This is a genomic window from Aquimarina atlantica (assembly GCF_000626715.1).
In the GTDB taxonomy this organism is placed as follows: Bacteria; Bacteroidota; Bacteroidia; order Flavobacteriales; family Flavobacteriaceae; genus Aquimarina; species Aquimarina atlantica.
In genome coordinates this window covers 749101-767206 of record NZ_AQRA01000001.1, presented here as the reverse complement: position 1 = coordinate 767206, position 18106 = coordinate 749101, and the positions used below count along the sequence as shown (strand labels likewise).

Sequence of the window (18106 nt, the reverse complement as noted above, 5' to 3'; positions counted from 1 at the left end):
TCCCTGCTTGACGCAAAACTTAAAGAAGTTAAGTGGGGAGAATTTAAGTTAGGAGCACTTTTCGATATTGAGAAAACAAAAAGCTTCAATAAAGATAAGCTTACGTCTGGAAATCAATATGATTATGTTACTAGAACATCTCAAAATCAAGGAATATTAAAAGGAACTGGTTTTGTGAATGATAAAAATATTAATAATGCTGGAAATTGGAGTTTAGGTCTTTTACAAATGGATTTTTTCTTTCGTCAAAAACCTTGGTATGCAGGTCAATTTGTTAGAAAAATTATTCCAAAAATTGAGCTATCTAAAAATTCAATTCTCTACTTCACGGCATTATTAAACAAACAAAAACAAAATTTACTTTCTGTTCTTGTTAGAGATGTAGATAATACATTTAAGAATGCTATAATCAGTTTACCTGTTCTAGCAAATAATCAAATAAATTTTACATTTATTGAACAACTTATTTCTGAATTGAAAGAACAACGTAAAACTATTCTTAAAAAATATCTATACGATAAAGGGCTTGAAGATTTTAACTTGACTAAAGAAGAGGAATTAGTTTTACGAGAATATAATCAAAAAGAATTCCAAGAATTTAATATTATAGATGTTTTTGATGTAGAGAATACTGGTAATATTTTATCAAGAGATATTGTTAAAAACAGCGGCAGTACACCTTATTTATGTGCAAGTTCTGAAAACAATTCTGTAAGTAGTTATATATCCTATGATGAAAAATATTTAGATAAGGGAAACTGTGTTTTTATTGGAGGAAAAACTTTTGTCGTTACATATCAAGAGAATGATTTTTATTCCAACGATAGTCATAATTTGGTTCTCTATTTAAAAGAAAGCGAGAAAAAAAATAAATTGACACATCTATTTTTAGCAACCTGCGTTAACAAAAGTTTAGGTCATTTATATTCTTGGGGAGACAGCATAAGCAATAGAAAAATTCAAAAAGACAAAGTTTCATTGCCAATAAAAAATGGAAACATAGATTTTGAAATGATGGAAAAATTAATTTCCGCAACTCAAAAAATGGTTATGAAAAACGCTGTTTTATATGCAGAGGGAAATGCCAACGCTTAAAGCCATACACATTTGCAATTCGCTAAAGCCAAAGCACAAGCCAAAAATTGCAAAAGAGTATGTCTTTGCCAACGCTGAATGACAATCTGAACGGAAAAAAGCCAGCGTACAACAACGTATATAAAAAATAGCGATTTAATCGCTTAATCGAAACAAAATGAATAAATTAAAGGTCTGTTATAATTCGAAAAATTAGTGCTTAAAATCCGCTACTTTTCATATACAAGACCGTTGTGCATAATTAAAATGAACAGAGGAATTTACATACAGATATTAGAAAACGATGAATTTCACCCGAAATGGGATAGAAATAGAATATTTTGGAATGAATCCTCTGATATTTATACTTTTTTACGAAATCACACACTGAAAATCGAACATAAATTTGATATCAAATTCAATGCTTTCGCGAACAATGAAATTCCAATGGACGGAATAAAAATGTTGGTAGATGGAATTAAAAATGATTTGAATTTTCTAATTGGGGAATATGACGATAAACCGATTACAAACGGACTGAATTCCATCGAAGTAGAATACGATGGAAAACTAATGAAATTATACTACAAAGCTTCAAGACTACATTTAATGATTTTAAATTTAGTTCGGTTTCTAAAGAAATTGGAATTCGTAATTGAAAAGAATAAAAAAGTCTTCGTTTGTGGAAATGCTTATTTCAATGATAATATGTTAGAATCATTGATGAAATTAAAAGCTGATTTTAAAGCAACTGGAACAATAGAAACTAAAGGTATCGCAGAAACTGAATTGAATGAACTTATTAAAAACGAAAGCCTGATTAAAACGGGTAAAGACTATAAATTAACACGTAAAGGTCTAATAATAGATATTGCGGAATAAAAACTATGCACAACAATTTGTATAGTTCATTTGTTCCTTTCAGGAAACAAACGCACCATACAAGAGACGTTACCTGTAATTATGAAACCGACTTTAGAACTTCCTATAACATTGCGTCCACCAGAAGTGGATGAAGTTCCTATGAATTCCTCTGTTAAGGAAAGACTTGAATTACGGAAAACAGCAAAAATTGTAGAAGGATTTAAAATTCTACCAAAAGACAATAATCTCGAAGACGAAGAATTGGCCTTTAATTTCTATGCAGAAATTAATATTGACAACTCAAGACTTTGGAATTTAATACTCGAATTGAGTAAGGAACTGCCAGATGAGATTTCACTGATTTTTAATCACTCGGATTGTGAACCTGAATATGGAAAATACTGTGACAAAAATCAAACTCTTGAATTTCTTGCCAACTACGAAACTGAAATTATTTCTGACACATTTATCGACATTGGAATGATTTTTCACTCGGATTCTGAATTGATTGAAATTTTCGTTCCTGAATCTAAATACATAAAGTTTTGGGGAGTTGACCAAGAATCATTTCTTAAAACAATGAATGAGTTTGACCTAAAAGAAATTGACGGGATTGAATTTGTGGATGAATATCCAAAAGTCAGGGAACCTTTAAGGTTATTTAATGAAAACACAACTGACTCAAACGAGATGATTGAATTATTAAGAACAAATTTTAAATAAAATAACTACAGGTAACAATGGCTATAAGTAATTGCTTGCTCTCGGCTACTTTGGAAATTCCGAAGGAATTTCCGTCGTCAGTTTGTGCTTTCGGAATTTATAGCTAAATTGATGCAACTACTCATAGCCGAAGCCGTTGGCAACAATACAGAAGAACCTCACACAAATGAATGAACTATGATTGATTGGGAATCATTTTGGATTAATATTTATGCTGGGAGCATATATTTTATTTTAGGAATATTTGTTTCATTGTGGTTGATTCCGAAATTTACAATAAAACTTTTAAAGCGAAAGAATATTCTAAATGGAGTTAGTTTAAAAACCGCTATGCAGTTTGATCCTGCAAGTGGATATAGCATCGTCTTGATAACGATATTACTATTTTTAACTTTTTTATTAATCTATTTCAACAAAACACAAAATCACATTAAACAACATGTTTTATAACTTTTTGCATTGATATTATTAAATAACCAGAAATCAAAATATAAACGAAAAGACAACAACGTATATAATTAATTGCTTGATCGTCTTTATACCAACAGGAAAATCCTCCAAATTCCTCCTAAGATTCGTCCCTTTTTGCTAATTTAGTTCTTAACGCAACTAAATCATACGCAAAAACGTTATAGGCAACTAGAAAAAGTAGACTTAAATAATTAAATAGACGAAAATATTTTAAACAAATTTTCTATAAATAAATACAAAGGCGTAAAATTGATTAAACGGGATGAAAACTTTTATCTATTTGTTAGTGGAATAATTTTTGGAATTTGGATATTGACTATGGTAGTAACGGAAATACTTTTTCAAAGCACAATGGGTAATTTTATATTCGGACTAAAAGCAATTCATAAAAATGGTGGAAAAATGGATTTTTGGCAACCATTATTAAGACATTGTTTTGACTTAATAGATATGTGGCCATTCGGATTAGTAGGGATTCTGACAATTAAATTCACTAAGGAAAATCAACGTTTGGGAGATATTATAGCAGAAACAATCGTTATTGAAAGAAATAGAACTTAAAAAACGCTTTATAACACCATATATAAGATCATAGTTAATTAGTAATTAATCGAATGGTTCTTATATATTAAGCGTTATCGGCAATAAAATATGAAATAGAATCTTATGATAGTATGCTTTGAAGGACCTAGTGCAATTGGCAAGACACAACTGAGTAAACAACTAAATAAGACGTCTGTAATAATTCCAGAAGTCAATGTTTTATTTAAAGGAGAAGAAAAAAAAGACACGTTCTGGTATTATAAAAAACAAATAGAGCGTTATCAATTAAGTCTTGAATCAGATGAGATGTCTATTTTGGATGGAGATATATTTCAGCCATTATGGTATAATTGGATATATTGTTATCCTGCTGAATTTTACTCTAAAGAAGAGACTCATGCATTCTTTCTCAAAGCGATTCGAGAGAATAGAATTTGTTTCCCAGATTTGTATATACTCTTTGAAACAACTGTGAATAAATTAAAAGAACGTAAAAAAAATGACTTAACAAGAAGCCGAAGGAATTTCGAAAAACATCTGAAAATGATTCAACCTCAACGAAAATACTTTGCTTTTTTAAAAGAGAAAACAGATATAAATGTAGAATTTGTTGAGTATGATGACCTGGAATCAACTAAAAGAAGAGTTTTAGAGATAATATCAACAAATCAAAAAAGAGAAATAAACTGCGAAAATAATTTTAAGCAAATTACGAATTGGTTGGATAAAACTATAGTAAATTAAAAACTGCCGATAACATGGTCTATAAGTTATGGCTCACCCTTTAATGAGTTTGCCATAAAACATAGTTTGGATGTTAGGCACAACAAGCACTAATGAAAAATCATTTTGAGATCAAAGAAGTAAAAAAAGATAAGGAAAGAATATACTTTGATTTTTTTATTGATAAAAAAGCGTTATCCGAACGGTTAAGCATTAATCGCTTTGATTTATCATATTGTGATTTTGATCTAGATACATTTGAGGTCGATAAATTCAAGTTTCCAAATTATGATAGATCGAAAGTTAATAAAAATGCTGTCTTTCAGTTTTTAGGGAATCATAAACCATTAAATCAATTTAAGACAAACCGAATTGTACTTTACAGATGTCATTGTGGTTGTGATTATTGTGGTGTTATTTCATTTAATTTAGAAAAACAAGATGATTTAATAGTCTGGAAAGATATCACCTATGAAGATGATGATTTTGAATACGAGGAAGAGATGGGAAACATAGGAATAAAACCAATAAAAGAATTAATGTTTGACAGGAGAGCATATGAGTTAGCATTTGAAAATTATTTGAAAAAATACTGTGCCTAACACTGTGAAAAATCATAGCATTCTATGCTATGAGGAGCAAATCAATCATATAAGAATCGTTGTAACACAATTAAAAACTAAATTGAAAAAAATACTATTATTCATATCAGCATTATTTTTTACGTATTGTAATTCTCAATCGAAATTTGACTTAGAAAAAGTATTGAAAATTGAAAGAAGTGATATGATTGTGGTGAAAATTGATTCATATCTGAATGAAAAATGTGAATATGGACAGAAAATTGACCGACTGAATGAACCTCAAAAGGTCTTATTGATTGTTGAAAATTTGGAACGTGAAATAAACAATGGTGGATTTAACCAATTTTATTGGAATTCAAGTGGAGATTACGCAAACGAAACTATAGATGCTTTAATTAAAATCGGAGCGAAAAAAACAGCAGAAATTGTCAAAAAAGCGAACTCCAAATTCAAAAATGGAATTGTCCCTAAAGACAGAACTGAAAGGCAAAATGAATTAGAATTAATTCAAGAAAAAGCTGAAGAAAGTTGGAATGATTGTGATTCGGATTTTTATAAGTATGAGGAGAATATAACAGAATTACTGATCAGTTATGTTCTTAGAAACAAATCAGATTTTGAAAAATAACGTGTTACAACAATATATATACTCATAGCAGATAAGTGATCAATCAAAAGGTTCTCGTATTTTTGGTAAAGTACAATGCTTGTAGAAAGTAAAAGCTAGTAACCAATGTGTAGAAAAAGTCGCTGGCTTGGTAACATTTTGCGCTGATACAACAACTAAATTAAACGTTGTGTGCTATATGAAGCATCTTTATGGAATGAAAAAATTATTACTGATTAGTGTATTAATCTCAACTATGGGTTGCCAAACAGAAAAAAACATGAATAAACAACAAAAAAAAGTGATTGAAAACTATATAAAGGCATACAATGATTTTGACATTAATGGAATGACAAAAGATTTGACCGAAAATGTTGTTTTTGAAAATGTATCAAACGGAAATGTGGAATTGAGAACTGAAGGAATAGAGGAATTTACAAAACAAGCAGAATTGGCAAAACAATACTTTACAGAAAGAAAACAAACTGTTGAATTCTGGGAATTTAATAATTCGAAGGTTACCGTTGGAATTGATTATAAGGCAGTACTAGCAGTTGATTTACCAAATGGAATGAAAACTGGAGATATTCTACAATTGATGGGTAAATCAGAATTCGAGTTTGAGAATGGAAAAATTAAAAGTATAACTGACAAAAGTTAAGTACAATGTACAGTAATAGCTATAATTCATTGTAGCAAAGAGTCAAAACTATAGAATACAATCGATTTCTCTGTAGGATATTCCTACTGATGATTCTGCAACGAAATTATAGTTTATACTGTTATAGAGAGATTTAAACAAACCAAAAATATAAAACATTAAATGACTATAAATTTAATAGGGGCCTAGTGACACACCAAAATCATAGTCAAGACCATTAACAGCAATTAATTAAAAATCAGATAAAATGAAAGTTACAGCTGAAAAAAATGAAAAGGTTGCTAATATGATATTTGCATCCATTTATCCACTTTACCTAAATAGATTAGAGAAAAATGGTAGAACAAAAGAAGAACTCAACCAAGTAATTAAATGGTTTACTGGTTTTGATCAAGATGCTTTACAAGCACTTATTGATGAAAAAGTAACTTTTAGAACATTTTTTCAAAAAGCTAAAATACATCCCAACGCGCACTTGATTAAAGGAGTTGTTTGCGGTTATCGAATTGAAGAAATAGAGGATGAATTTGAATTGTATAGACAATGTAGACGTATGGAAAAACTGATTGATGAATTGGCAAGAGGTCGTAAAATGGAGAAAATTTTGCGTGAAGAAAAGAAATAGTACAGGTGCACAATACAAGTCTAGAAAAGTGAATAGGAATTTAATACAGTTTGCTCACTCAAATGGTTTTCCGGGAAAATGTTTCAATCATCTTTTAAACGCAATAGAAAATGCTGATATAAATTATGTCGAATTAATGGGGCATAATCAATTCAAACTAAATGGAAATCTCGAAAACCTGGCTTTAGAAGTAATTGATTCTATAGAGCAAAAGTTCGAAGAACCGGTAATTGGCATTGGACATTCTACTGGCGGAGTTTTGCTACTAATAGCAGCTTCTATTAAGCCGCAGCTTTTCAGAAAAGTGATAGTAATAGAACCGATTCTTTATCATCCCTGGAAAAGAAAACTGATACATTTAATGAAAATACTTGGATTAGCAAATAATATTGGACCTGCGAAACGAACATTAAAGAGGAAATCTTTTTTTGAAACAAAACAAGAAGCCTACGAATACTTTAAAGGTAAACAACTATTTCAACAATTTAATGACCAATGTTTTAACGACTTTATTGAATATGGTTTGAAAGAATCTGAAAATGGTTTTGAACTAGCGTTTAGTAAAGAAATTGAAGCCGAGATATATAGTTCTACATATACCAAGTTACCAAGAGGAATTCACAAATTAAATGGAACACTAATATATGGCAATAAAAGCAAGATGTTTAAAAAATCTGATGCTAAGTGGTGGAAAAGCAACCTTCGAAATTTTGATATAATAGAACTTAATGAAGGACATTTGTTTCCCTTAGAAAAACCCCTTGAAACTGCTGAAATTATTAATAGAATCATAAAGCATAGTATATAGGTAAAACGAGAAACTACAGGTATCACTAGATTATAAAAAATAAACTCAATGATATTTCATAGCATGGGGTTGAATGGTAGGTATTGATAGAGGGTTTGTTTATTAATTAATGTTACTACAAAATTTAGTTACTAGAAAAAGGAGTAATATCTTTTTTATAACACTAGATATTGATCTAGTAACAGTTGTTTTAAGTCATTAGAGCTTCTTACTAAATAGTTTGGAGATAATGGCATCAATTTTTCTTCATTTCTAAAACCCCAGGTAATGGCAATGCTGTCAATACCTGCATTTTTAGCAGTAACTAAATCTACTTCCGTGTCTCCAATTAACACCAATCGATCTAAAGATATTTTGAGAGAATGTGAAATATCTAAAATACCCTTTGGGTCTGGTTTTTTATGTACGTCTGATTGACCAATAATATGATCAAATTTGATATTTGGGAAAAAATGACTTGCACATTTACATGTTAAATCATGAAATTTATTAGATAATAGAGCTAATTTTATTCCAGTTGATTTTAACTCTTCTAAAATCTCCAAAATACCTACATATACTTCAGAATGTTGAGTATACAAATTTTCATACATTAAACGAAACTCACTTAATAAATCCTCTATTAATTTTTCATCTCTATCTTTTGTAGGAATTGATTGTACTATAAGATTTTTAGTTCCATTTCCAATAAACTCACGATAATTTTTTAAGGTATGGGTAGGGAAATTGTTTTTCTTCATAAGCTCATTCATGATATGAGTGTATATTCCCAATGTATTTAAGAGCGTTCCATCTAAATCAAAAATGATCCCATCGTATTTCTTTTTTATCGACATATAACAATTGTTTTTTTAAGAGTTCCAGAGATAGGTGCTTTTATCTCTGAGAACTCTTTTTTATTCTAGGAGAGTTTAATACCCCAAGGCTTGCTCAGGATAAATTTACTTTGAATGAAAAATTATTTAACTTCTATTAGAGATTCTTTTTGCACATTTACCATACCTTCTAATATTAGATTTTTAAGTAAAGTTAATTGTGATACACTGAGTTTGTCTTTTAATTCACTATACGAAACAGGTTGTCGTTTTAATAAATCAAATAGTGCTTTACCTCCTGTTCTTTGATCTACAAATCTAATTTCTTTATTTTTATCAAGCCCTGTTTTAGTAAATCTTGAACAAGGGATTAGATGTTCAATTCCTGAAGGAGCTGCATCTGCATTTTTAATAGGATCTTTCCAATATGTTGCAATAGCTTTTTTTAGTTCTTCAGGAATCTCCATAGGAGGGATACTTGCTTTGAAACCAGGGATATCAATAGAAAAACCATCTCTAATATATACATTTTCGTCTAATGATAATACATCAGAGAGAGAAGGTTCAGATCGATTTAATTCTGATAATCTCTTTAAAAACCTACCATCGGTATCCAAATCTTCTTCTTTGAAAGAACCAGAAGTTAGCAATGTTAAAAGATCTTGATTTAAAGCAGTATCTACCAATGCATGAAAAGTTTCATCTTTAATGCCTAGATCAGAAGTAAGTACATTTCTTTTATTCCAAAAAATACTTTGTGGGTTAGATTTGGCTATGGCGTGATACCATTGATCTATAGATAGAGCAAAAGAGTGAGCAATCTTATGCCATTCTTCATCATAATCATGCCACACATCTTTTTTCATTTCATTGGTAAGATTTTTATCATCTAGTGTCGATCTTATTAATAAAGAAGCAGTTGAAGCCATACCACCAGCAAAAGCAACACCCGAAGAAAAAAGAGGATCAACAAAATAAGCAGAATCTCCTACCATTATCCAGCCTTCATCAAAGTCACAAAATTTTTCTTGAATCATAGAATAGTTGGATAGCACTTTAATTTCATCATTTATAGGTTTTGCATCTTTAATAAGATCTTTTAATCTTGGAACTGTTTTTATAAAATCAAAAAATTGTTCAGGGTCTTTTAAATCCTTATTTAGAGTTTTTATTAATTTTGGATCAGTAATGATTCCTAATGAGTATACAATTGTTCTTTCTTTGTTTATCATTTTAGGAATAGGAATATACCAAATCCAACCATGTTCAAAAGCGAAACAAGCAACTGGGGATTGATTATTTTTATTAAAGATGTTCCAATTTCCTTCAAGAGTTTGAGCCGGTTTCCCTCCAATAAAATGATTCCAAACGGCTAAGTTTTTATATTCTGAAAGATAACTCTTTCGTGTTGTCGGGATTACCGTATTTCTTCTACCAGATGCATCTACAAAAATTTTACAATTTATGACCTGACCAGATTCTAATGTAACAGTTCCGATATTGTTCTCATAACGATACTCTTCTATTTTATTTTTTTCAAATACATCAACTCCAGATGATTGTGCATGATCTAATAAGATTTTATCGAATTCTGCTCTATCTGTATGTATGGCCCAACGATGAACACCATCTTCTACATAGTTTAACATATCAAAGAAAGTAGTTTTAGGAGTTTTGTTATCCCAATCAAAAATTCCTCCAAACTTTTTAATCCAGCAACCACTATCCAAAACTTTTTGAAGTGCTCCACACTCTTCCAAAATAGGAATTATAGGGTGGGCAAATGACTCTCCTATTTTTTCACGGGGAAATTCATCTTCTTCGAAAATTGCTACTGTTAGATTGCTTTTTTTGGTTAGTAATGCACCCAATATGGATCCAGAGGGGCCGCCTCCCATGATTATAATATCATATTCTCTATGTGTCATAATTAGTCTATTATTTGTGGTTTATAAAATATGTATTCGTTGTAAATAGCGATCTATATTATCTTTTAAAGGATTTCTTCCGTGTAATAGTGATAAATTATCGATTAGTAAATAATCTCCTGTTTCCCATCTATGTTGATAACATACATCTGATTCATATAATTTAGGTATGAAGCTTTTTAAAAAATTGTTTTGTTCATTTGTAGAAAACCCTGATATTTCAATCTGTATGGGGTTAAGTTGTACACTTTCTTCATTTAGAGGTTCTGCAAATCGTATTACATCTTTACCGAGATGCTCATCAAAATGAACAAGGTTTTGTGTTATTTTCCCACCATAATGAGCATTTTTTTCTGTGCTATATGTAATGGTGATACTTTTCCATAATTTTAATTCTTGTGGGCTAGCTTTTTCTAATACTTTTTGAGTATCACAAAATGTACTTTCTCCACCATGTGTATTAATATTGGCTTTTAAACATTGAAAAAATAAAAATGAGGGTACAGAATTTGCAAATGCTCCATCCCAATGAAAAGGAACATTTCCTTTTGTGAATAGATAATTATTGGCATTTTCTTTAATTTCTAAATTTAAAATATGCCCAAAATTCCATTCGAGAAGATCTCCCCACCGTTTTGCATAGTTTAGCATATTATTAGACTCCATAGGTCGAAACCCTTTTAGAAGTACAACTTTTTCTTGATGTATGATTTCTGTTAAATCTTTTATAGATAAATCAGTAAGTTGACCGTTTTCGTTAGCTTGTATAATTGTACCAAAAGGAAGTATTGGTTTGGCTTTTATTTGTGGTAATGTATTTAAACTATTTGTTTCCATATTATTTAATTTTTTATTTAATGAATGAGATTATTATACCATTGAATAAAAGGAATATCCTTTTTGTGAAGAGGTTAATTCTGCTCCCATTTCTTTTGCCTCTTTGTTTTTTACTAATTTATAACCTTCTTCATCTAACAAAACAACATTGTGCCAAGGAGTACCCCAATTATGATTACATTTTACTAATTGAATACCTATTTTTCCAGTGTTTAGTTTTTGTGGATGGATAGAAATTCTGATGCATTCAGGGAAAAATTTTGCTACTAGATCGCTCCAGGAATGGCTTCTTTGAATTACTTGGTACGCTATTTCCTTTGATTGTTTTTTTAATTGATTCTTACTTAATTCTTTATTTAATACAGACATGTCTTCATATACAAACTTGTGTAAACCATTAAATAAGTTTTTCTCTGATTCTTGATGCTTTACATTATATTTTACTTCTTCTATACTTTCACCATAATTATTACTTAATTCATATCTCATTTCATCATATGATAATTCTGGAAAGACATTATCTAAATTGAAAGTTTCTAAATAGTTTATGTTTTCTTGTTTAATCATATCGTTTAGTGCTTCAGAATAAGTCGTAACATCATCATCATTGACTTGAACAATATCACTAAAGACTCTTCCGTCTGAGCAGATAACAACTTTTGCTCCCGGAGTATAAATTTGTTGAATCTGCGAACATATTTTATTAAGACGTTTTAGCCCCAGAAATTCTCCCAAATCGGGTTTGATTCCTAAGGTTTTTTCCCGGTTGGGAGATTTTGCAGGAAAAGCAGGTAAGATTAGTCGGATTGGCTCATTTTTATGGATAAATGAATTTATTTTTTTTAAGTGATTTTGGACTGCAAAATTTACATCTGGATCATCAAAAGTAATTTCGACATTGAAAACTTTTAAATGACTATAATTCATTATGATATTGAAAATTTTTTTGGCTAGAGAAGATTGCTCTTTTTTTATAGAAATAGTAATGTCGTCTTGTAATAAATTCATGGTTTTAAATAGTTTAAGTTGATTTATGTTTAATATTATTTGTAGTTGTTTGTTTAAGAGAAAGTCATAAGATTGGGTTTAAAAATGTAGTAGGTTTTAAATTCCATATATTGTACTTTAGTTATCACCAGCAACGAATTTGATATTTTGTGCCCCAAATCCTCTAAGGTTTTTTAGGGTTAGGAGATAGCCGTATTAGATAGAAATCTTATTTACCTCTATGGTTTTTAATGAGAATTCGGTCAATATCTATTTCTGATAATGAGTCATTGATTGGTATGGATAAAGGATAAAGTTTTTTTTGAACAATAACCTTTATGATGATTTTATCTTTAATGAGATGAATGCTATAGTAGTTTTTTATAGTTCCAATATTAGATAATTGTGTAGTGGTAAACTGAGCTATATAAGTATGAATTGCTTTTTGTAAATGTAACATGTGTTGAGTTTGGTTTTAAGAGAAAGTAGTTTTTTACATATGTTTTGTTATTTGTGAGGAATAGGATTAAGATGTATACATTACTTTGATGTCGAAATTAAGTAATTGCTAATATTTAAAATGTAACATTTATAGGTGTTTTATTGCACTTTTATGCGTATAAGCTGATTGTTTTATATCACATTGAGGTGATTTCAAATAGCTTATATGAAAATTCGATACGATTTATTGAGATAACGATTTTGTTATTTCCTATACAGTAATGGTTTAATAGAATGCTCCTCTTATTATAGATATATCAATCATTTCGGCTCTATTTTTACAATTCTAAGTATTAGAGCCTTTCACACAATTTTCCCGATACGAGATAAAATTCTTGAAATACTATATTATGATTCGCTCAAGTGTATATTGAGCGATATCAACACCTGATTTATTTAGGTAACCTTCCTTTATATAAAAAAGGTGTGTTAATTTCAAATATCAAATAAGTAGCGTCGAATGTCTTCTAAAGTTCAACGAATAAAAAATAATCAATTTACAGCACTTGCATATATCTAATTTCGTCATCTTAAATTCATTATGTAATTCGGAATATATAAATTATAAGGAAACCTAAAATGAAAAAAAGACAAAACAAAGTATGGCTAGTAATGATGACCGTGTTTTCAATCATATGCGTATTATCTTGCAAAAGTGATGATGATGATGTAATCCTTCCTCCTAAGATTAGTAATTTTACTCCAGCTCTGGCAAAAGTGGGGGAGGAAGTTACTATAGCGGGTAGTGGTTTTAGTACTATAGTAACAAATAATAAGGTGAATTTTAACGGTGTGGCTGCTACTGTGAATAAAGCTACAGCAACTTCTCTAAGTGTAACGGTTCCTGAAGGAGCTACCACAGGAAAAATAGCAGTGAAAGTTGGAGAACTAGAAGCGACAACCGCTACAGACTTTACTGTAGTGCTACCGCCGACAGCCACTTCATTTTCTCCAAAAGAAGGGATAATAGGTACAGAAGTAATTATTACAGGCACAAATTTTAGTACAGTCACAACTGGTAATGAAGTGAAATTTAATGGTATAGCAGCTACGGTAAGTGCGGCTACATCAAATTCGTTAACAGTAACTGTTCCGGAAGGAGCTACTACAGGGAAAATAGTAATAAAAGTTGATGGACAGGAAGTAATGAGTACTACAGATTTTATTGTAATTTTTCCTCCGACAATAAGCTCATTCTCTCCAGAGGTAGGTGCAAAAGATACAGAAGTAATTATTACAGGTACAAATTTTAGCACCACGGCAGCAGATAATGAAGTGAAATTTAACGAGACTATCGCTACGGTAAGTGCTGCTACCGCTACATCATTAACCGTTAATGTGCCAGCAGGAGCTACAACTGGTAAGATTTCGGTAAAAGTAAATGATCAAATAGGGGTTAGTAGTACTAATTTTAGAGTAGAACAAGTGGTCACTACTCAAGATTTTATAACGGCTATTGATGAAAACCCGACAGCTAATCAAAATCTGGGAACTGTATCGGCTACAACCACAGATGGTACTATTGCCTACGCGTTATCTAGTCAGACACCGTCTGGAGCATTAGCTATAGATGCTTCTACAGGAGTGTTAACTGTTGCAGATGCAAATCTGTTTGATTATGAGAGAAATACAACAGTAACCGCAACCTATACAGCTTCAGTAGGCCAGTCTACAAGTCAATCTACTATTACCATAAACTTAAATGATCTAAAAATTGATTCAACCGGTTTGATAGCAGAATATAGATTAGACGGTAATGTACAGGATGCAACAACCCATGGAAATCATGGTTCTGAGGAAGGAACATTAACTAGTATTACAGATAGACACGGAATAACTAATGGAGCATATCAATTTGGAATGGGTGGATTTAATGGTGGACATTTTACAATTCCTAATATACTTACAGGCTCAAATTTATCATTTACAGTTTCGATGTGGGTGAACAGAAGTGGTACTAGTTTTGGTACGCTCTTGGGTAAAAACAATAGCACTACGACTCCTTTGTATAATTTATCTATTAAGGGGGGAGTATTTGGGCAAAATACTTTAGAGGCAAAATATCAGGAATCTATATCTTCATCTGCTGTGAGTACAAACACCAATACAAATGGAGGTGTTATTAATAAAGATATATGGACTCATGTGGCATTAACCGTAGAAAATGGATCGGTAATTAAAATATATATTAATGGACAGCATATAGAAGAATCATCAAGTAATACCTCAAGTATTAATCCTAATACACCAAATTATGAAATCATAGCTATAGGTTCGATGGATAAAGGAAACGGAGAGAGGTTTTTTGGCGCTATGGATGATATATTGTTTTTTAATAAAGTGCTAACCGATAGTGAAATTGCCGCTTTAGCAGCAGATAATTTTTAAATTTTTTAATGAAACTTTATTAGTCTATCAGACAATATAAGATTTCGTTATACTATCACAAAACCTTTATTCTTAGCCTACCTAAGAATAAAGGTTTTGCGATATTTTTTGTATACCTAAGATTACACCGTACTGTTTTTGTTTTCAACTTCTTCTTTTATCGAGTTATAAATACTCGTATCATCAATCTTGGTTATCGAAGATAACTTTTTGAGTAATAGCATTGCTTCATCTTTACTTTCTTCAAACATATTAATAGTACTCTTATTAAATGTGATGTTTTCTTCGGCTTCCATTTTTAATATGTGAGACTGATATAAGAAGTTTCGTATAATATGATTACTGGCATATAACATTGAGTGATATATTTTTCTCTTTTCAATGTTTCGCTTTTTTTCTAAAATTACTATGATATTTAGCATAATAAATAAAGTAAAGAACTTAAACCATAGAAATATCAATTCATCGATTTTTGATGATTTAATAAAATTAAAGTATATATCTATTTGTTCTGCCAAATTTATATTTCCTATGATGCAATATAAGTACCCGATTGTGGATAATAAAAATCCAACGATCACATAAACATATTTTTTTAAAACCAGTTTCATTGTATGTTATTGTTTTAATTATAATTATTTTTTTAGTTATATAACAATACAACCGTAATGTATAGGTGATTTTAGGGTAAGTAACTGCTATAGCAGGTTTAACGGATGTTATGTTTTTAGAATTTGTATGCTAATCCGAAATTGATATGTTCAAAATCAAACCCTACAATAATTTCATCAGTAGTTTTTTCTCCTTCGTCGGCTTTCATAGATTCATAAGATATAGCTCCCCATAAAGCTTCAATGGCAAAATGATCATTAAGGAAATAGGTTAATCCAGGGATAAGCCCGATTTTATATCCTTTTTCTTTATTTTTTATACCATTTCTTTCTACATCAGCTGTAAGATAATCTACGCCAAGTTCACCAAAAAGAGAGAATTTATGCCCCGGAGTAAAATCATATCGTCCAAATATTCCTATAAGTCCATGATGAGATCTAATTTCTTCTCCTCCTTCTTCTTCTTTTTCACTTTCATATCCAAATTTTACACCACCGGTTACAGTATTAGAAATAAGGTAACCAACTCTGGTAAATACATCTAACATAATATCTTTATGCTCTTCTCCTTCATTTTTAATTGTTTTAGAATCAAATCCAAACAACGCAGAAACAAATACATCTCCTTGTTCAAATTCACCCTTTTTATCATAATCCTTAGCAAAATGATGCTCTTTTGTAGCGGTATTATGGTGTTCTTGAGCATTAGCAAAAGCAAAAGATGCTATTGCGGTAGTTACTAACAGTATTTTTTTCATGAGTTACTATTTTTTAAATATTTGATTTATTTAGTCATTATCGGTCCAGCACAATATTTAGTGCTAGAATAGATGACATTTTATTTTTTATTAGGTTTAAGAGTGAATATGGAACTAATCTTTATAATTTTTCGAAGTAGTGCCCTGGGGTAAGGCACATTAATTGATTCGAAGGGGTATGAGTGTGTTGAGGGATTAGTTTAGATTTTGGTATGTTATCTACAATACTAGGGGGAGGAGGTCTATTATAATTTGGTATGTTCGTATAAAGTTGTTATTTCATTATATGCTCTGGTGAGTTTATTAGAAATGTCATAGATTTCTTTATGCTTGTATCCTTGTTTTCCAAGTTTATTTTGTTTGATAAGTTCCCAGATGGTTAATGCATTTGCAATTTTTTCATCTATTTCGGCATTATCAAAGTCTGAAAGAAGCAATGGAGTATTCATCCCATCTATTTCATTGTATATGTTTTTCAACATTTGTTCAGAGTTTTTGTCTTTCAGTGTTGGGTGATTTGCCAAATAATATAGCGCCAGCCTTTGTGCTAGCATACGTTGTCTTCCTGAGACGGTTAAGATTTTTTTCAGTTCTATGTCTTTTTCGTTATAAGAATCATCATTAGCTATTCCTTTTGTAGTTTTATTAGCATTTTTGGATTCTATCACAATCGAACGCACAACACTTTCTGTTTCTTTAAGTAAATCTGTATTTAGGTTCAGGATTTTTTTGGCATCATCAAAATTGGGAGTACTTTCTATATGCTTTTTAAATGCTACCCAAAGATTCTCCACTTTTTTAATTTTACTCTTTGTTACCTTGTTGCTAGAGTTTTTAGACAAGATTTCATTTTGTTTTTCAAAAATGATTTTACTTGTCATAAGATCTCTTAACGCTTTGTCATCATCAGAATTTTCTACTATATACAGGTAATCTTTAGCCATTTTCTGAATTAACATACCTTGTTTCTCAGATATATTGATAGCTTTATTATAGGTCATTACGCCATATTTTGGCTTAGATTGGGCATTAATTGTAGTCAAACCAAATGCCGTTATTCCTAGTATAAACAGTATATACGTTGATTTAATAGTTAAATAATTATTCCTCATTTTTATTATTATTAAAGTATTTATGTATTAGTAATCTTCAAGGATTAGTTTTGTAATTTTCTTATCGGGTGATAACCCCAGAATTAGAATCATAGAAGTATTCTCGAATTCTGTTAGGTATCTTTTTGCTTTGTCTTCATCTAATAAAAAAGAAGAAGTTCCCATTGGCCCTTTTTTTGATTGGTTTTCAGAAAGGAATTGTTTTACTTTTTCGATTGTAAATGTCGATTGTAATTGGGGAGAGAACGAGTTAAAAATCTTACCGGCATCTTTTGCGTTATATGCATCAGTAACTTCGATAATTTTTTGTTGATAATCCTCTTGGGTTTGCGAAAAACTTATTTGTAAAAACAGAAATAAGATTAAGCTAAGTATTTTTTTCATAGTATTTGTATTATGGTTAAAACATCTTCTAATTGTGGTTAAGTTGTTGTTTTGTAACCAGTTTGTTTTATTGGGTGCGAAAGTAGAATTAGAATCTGTAGA

General features: G+C 30.4%; 20 protein-coding genes. 11 read left to right on the top strand and 9 right to left on the bottom strand.

The annotated features are described in order from the left end of the window. Positions 1-3: 3 nt before the first annotated feature. The 10 genes from ATO12_RS03430 to ATO12_RS03385 all read left to right on the top strand — a co-directional run bounded on the left by ATO12_RS03430 (position 4) and on the right by ATO12_RS03385 (position 7683). Positions 4-1095: a restriction endonuclease subunit S gene (locus tag ATO12_RS03430; protein ID WP_034238651.1), complete on the top strand. Its 1092-nt coding sequence runs from the start codon at positions 4-6 to the stop codon at positions 1093-1095. A 246-nt stretch (positions 1096-1341) separates the two neighbouring features. After that, on the top strand, positions 1342-1956 hold the full coding sequence (locus ATO12_RS03425; protein WP_034238650.1) for a hypothetical protein: 615 nt from the start codon (positions 1342-1344) through the stop codon (positions 1954-1956). A gap of 81 nt (positions 1957-2037) precedes the next feature. Then, the gene (locus tag ATO12_RS03420) at positions 2038-2661 is read left to right on the top strand and encodes a hypothetical protein (protein ID WP_034238649.1); all 624 of its coding nucleotides are present in this window, start codon (positions 2038-2040) and stop codon (positions 2659-2661) included. Between the two features lie 720 nt (positions 2662-3381). Further along, positions 3382-3693 (top strand): RDD family protein, encoded by a 312-nt coding sequence (locus ATO12_RS03415; protein WP_165583321.1) that lies wholly within the window; start codon positions 3382-3384, stop codon positions 3691-3693. Positions 3694-3798: 105 nt separating this feature from the next. Further along, a complete protein-coding gene (locus tag ATO12_RS03410) occupies positions 3799-4419 on the top strand; it encodes a hypothetical protein (RefSeq protein ID WP_051575580.1) in 621 nt (206 codons plus the stop codon). 92 nt (positions 4420-4511) lie between these two features. Continuing rightward, the gene (locus ATO12_RS26320; RefSeq protein ID WP_205625220.1) at positions 4512-5000 is read left to right on the top strand and encodes a hypothetical protein; all 489 of its coding nucleotides are present in this window, start codon (positions 4512-4514) and stop codon (positions 4998-5000) included. Positions 5001-5082: 82 nt separating this feature from the next. Then, entirely contained in the window at positions 5083-5610 is a 528-nt protein-coding gene (locus ATO12_RS03400) for a DMP19 family protein (RefSeq protein ID WP_131248763.1), read from the top strand. Positions 5611-5869: 259 nt separating this feature from the next. Further along, entirely contained in the window at positions 5870-6250 is a 381-nt protein-coding gene (locus ATO12_RS03395) for a nuclear transport factor 2 family protein (RefSeq protein ID WP_034239294.1), read from the top strand. A 247-nt stretch (positions 6251-6497) separates the two neighbouring features. Continuing rightward, positions 6498-6875: a DUF2200 domain-containing protein gene (locus tag ATO12_RS03390; protein ID WP_034238645.1), complete on the top strand. Its 378-nt coding sequence runs from the start codon at positions 6498-6500 to the stop codon at positions 6873-6875. Then, positions 6859-7683 (top strand): alpha/beta fold hydrolase, encoded by an 825-nt coding sequence (locus tag ATO12_RS03385; protein WP_034238643.1) that lies wholly within the window; start codon positions 6859-6861, stop codon positions 7681-7683. The genes ATO12_RS03390 and ATO12_RS03385 overlap by 17 nt, the downstream gene beginning before the upstream one ends. 155 nt (positions 7684-7838) lie before the next feature. Here the strand turns inward: ATO12_RS03385 and ATO12_RS03380 are convergent, their stop codons facing one another. The 5 genes from ATO12_RS03380 to ATO12_RS03360 all read right to left on the bottom strand — a co-directional run bounded on the left by ATO12_RS03380 (position 7839) and on the right by ATO12_RS03360 (position 12710). Beyond that, positions 7839-8519 (bottom strand): HAD family hydrolase, encoded by a 681-nt coding sequence (locus ATO12_RS03380; protein ID WP_034238641.1) that lies wholly within the window; start codon positions 8517-8519, stop codon positions 7839-7841. Between the two features lie 122 nt (positions 8520-8641). Further along, entirely contained in the window at positions 8642-10426 is a 1785-nt protein-coding gene (locus tag ATO12_RS03375; protein ID WP_051575578.1) for an NAD(P)/FAD-dependent oxidoreductase, read from the bottom strand. Between the two features lie 21 nt (positions 10427-10447). Further along, complete coding sequence (locus ATO12_RS03370) at positions 10448-11263, bottom strand: TauD/TfdA family dioxygenase (protein WP_051575577.1); 816 nt, start codon at positions 11261-11263, stop codon at positions 10448-10450. Between the two features lie 33 nt (positions 11264-11296). Further along, a complete protein-coding gene (locus tag ATO12_RS03365; RefSeq protein WP_051575576.1) occupies positions 11297-12271 on the bottom strand; it encodes an isocyanide synthase family protein in 975 nt (324 codons plus the stop codon). Between the two features lie 208 nt (positions 12272-12479). Next, the gene (locus ATO12_RS03360) at positions 12480-12710 is read right to left on the bottom strand and encodes a hypothetical protein (protein ID WP_034238639.1); all 231 of its coding nucleotides are present in this window, start codon (positions 12708-12710) and stop codon (positions 12480-12482) included. A gap of 620 nt (positions 12711-13330) precedes the next feature. On the opposite strand from ATO12_RS03360, the gene ATO12_RS03355 reads away from it, so the two are divergent. Then, the gene (locus tag ATO12_RS03355; RefSeq protein WP_034238636.1) at positions 13331-15139 is read left to right on the top strand and encodes an IPT/TIG domain-containing protein; all 1809 of its coding nucleotides are present in this window, start codon (positions 13331-13333) and stop codon (positions 15137-15139) included. A gap of 122 nt (positions 15140-15261) precedes the next feature. On the opposite strand, the gene ATO12_RS25870 is transcribed toward ATO12_RS03355, so the two are convergent. From ATO12_RS25870 to ATO12_RS03335, 4 genes are all read right to left on the bottom strand, one after another. Then, complete coding sequence (locus ATO12_RS25870) at positions 15262-15750, bottom strand: hypothetical protein (protein WP_034238633.1); 489 nt, start codon at positions 15748-15750, stop codon at positions 15262-15264. A gap of 116 nt (positions 15751-15866) precedes the next feature. Next, positions 15867-16508: an outer membrane beta-barrel protein gene (locus ATO12_RS03345; RefSeq protein WP_034238630.1), complete on the bottom strand. Its 642-nt coding sequence runs from the start codon at positions 16506-16508 to the stop codon at positions 15867-15869. A 245-nt stretch (positions 16509-16753) separates the two neighbouring features. Beyond that, positions 16754-17620: a hypothetical protein gene (locus ATO12_RS03340; protein ID WP_034238627.1), complete on the bottom strand. Its 867-nt coding sequence runs from the start codon at positions 17618-17620 to the stop codon at positions 16754-16756. Between the two features lie 27 nt (positions 17621-17647). After that, positions 17648-18004, bottom strand: coding sequence for a hypothetical protein (locus ATO12_RS03335; protein WP_034238624.1), 357 nt, complete (start codon positions 18002-18004; stop codon positions 17648-17650). Positions 18005-18106: the final 102 nt, after the last annotated feature.

Bases quoted from the DNA above. Each gene is read 5' to 3' on its own strand.
- ATO12_RS25870 (WP_034238633.1), bottom strand. From the start codon at position 15,750: ATGAAACTGGTTTTAAAAAAATATGTTTATGTGATCGTTGGATTTTTA.
- ATO12_RS03410 (WP_051575580.1), top strand. From the start codon at position 3,799: ATGATAGTATGCTTTGAAGGACCTAGTGCAATTGGCAAGACACAACTG.
- ATO12_RS03340 (WP_034238627.1), bottom strand. From the start codon at position 17,620: ATGAGGAATAATTATTTAACTATTAAATCAACGTATATACTGTTTATA.
- ATO12_RS03380 (WP_034238641.1), bottom strand. From the start codon at position 8,519: ATGTCGATAAAAAAGAAATACGATGGGATCATTTTTGATTTAGATGGA.
- ATO12_RS03395 (WP_034239294.1), top strand. From the start codon at position 5,870: ATGAATAAACAACAAAAAAAAGTGATTGAAAACTATATAAAGGCATAC.
- ATO12_RS03335 (WP_034238624.1), bottom strand. From the start codon at position 18,004: ATGAAAAAAATACTTAGCTTAATCTTATTTCTGTTTTTACAAATAAGT.
- ATO12_RS03345 (WP_034238630.1), bottom strand. From the start codon at position 16,508: ATGAAAAAAATACTGTTAGTAACTACCGCAATAGCATCTTTTGCTTTT.
- ATO12_RS03360 (WP_034238639.1), bottom strand. From the start codon at position 12,710: ATGTTACATTTACAAAAAGCAATTCATACTTATATAGCTCAGTTTACC.
- ATO12_RS03355 (WP_034238636.1), top strand. From the start codon at position 13,331: ATGAAAAAAAGACAAAACAAAGTATGGCTAGTAATGATGACCGTGTTT.
- ATO12_RS03365 (WP_051575576.1), bottom strand. From the start codon at position 12,271: ATGAATTTATTACAAGACGACATTACTATTTCTATAAAAAAAGAGCAA.
- ATO12_RS03425 (WP_034238650.1), top strand. From the start codon at position 1,342: ATGAACAGAGGAATTTACATACAGATATTAGAAAACGATGAATTTCAC.
- ATO12_RS03390 (WP_034238645.1), top strand. From the start codon at position 6,498: ATGAAAGTTACAGCTGAAAAAAATGAAAAGGTTGCTAATATGATATTT.
- ATO12_RS03375 (WP_051575578.1), bottom strand. From the start codon at position 10,426: ATGACACATAGAGAATATGATATTATAATCATGGGAGGCGGCCCCTCT.
- ATO12_RS03370 (WP_051575577.1), bottom strand. From the start codon at position 11,263: ATGGAAACAAATAGTTTAAATACATTACCACAAATAAAAGCCAAACCA.
- ATO12_RS26320 (WP_205625220.1), top strand. From the start codon at position 4,512: ATGAAAAATCATTTTGAGATCAAAGAAGTAAAAAAAGATAAGGAAAGA.
- ATO12_RS03420 (WP_034238649.1), top strand. From the start codon at position 2,038: ATGAAACCGACTTTAGAACTTCCTATAACATTGCGTCCACCAGAAGTG.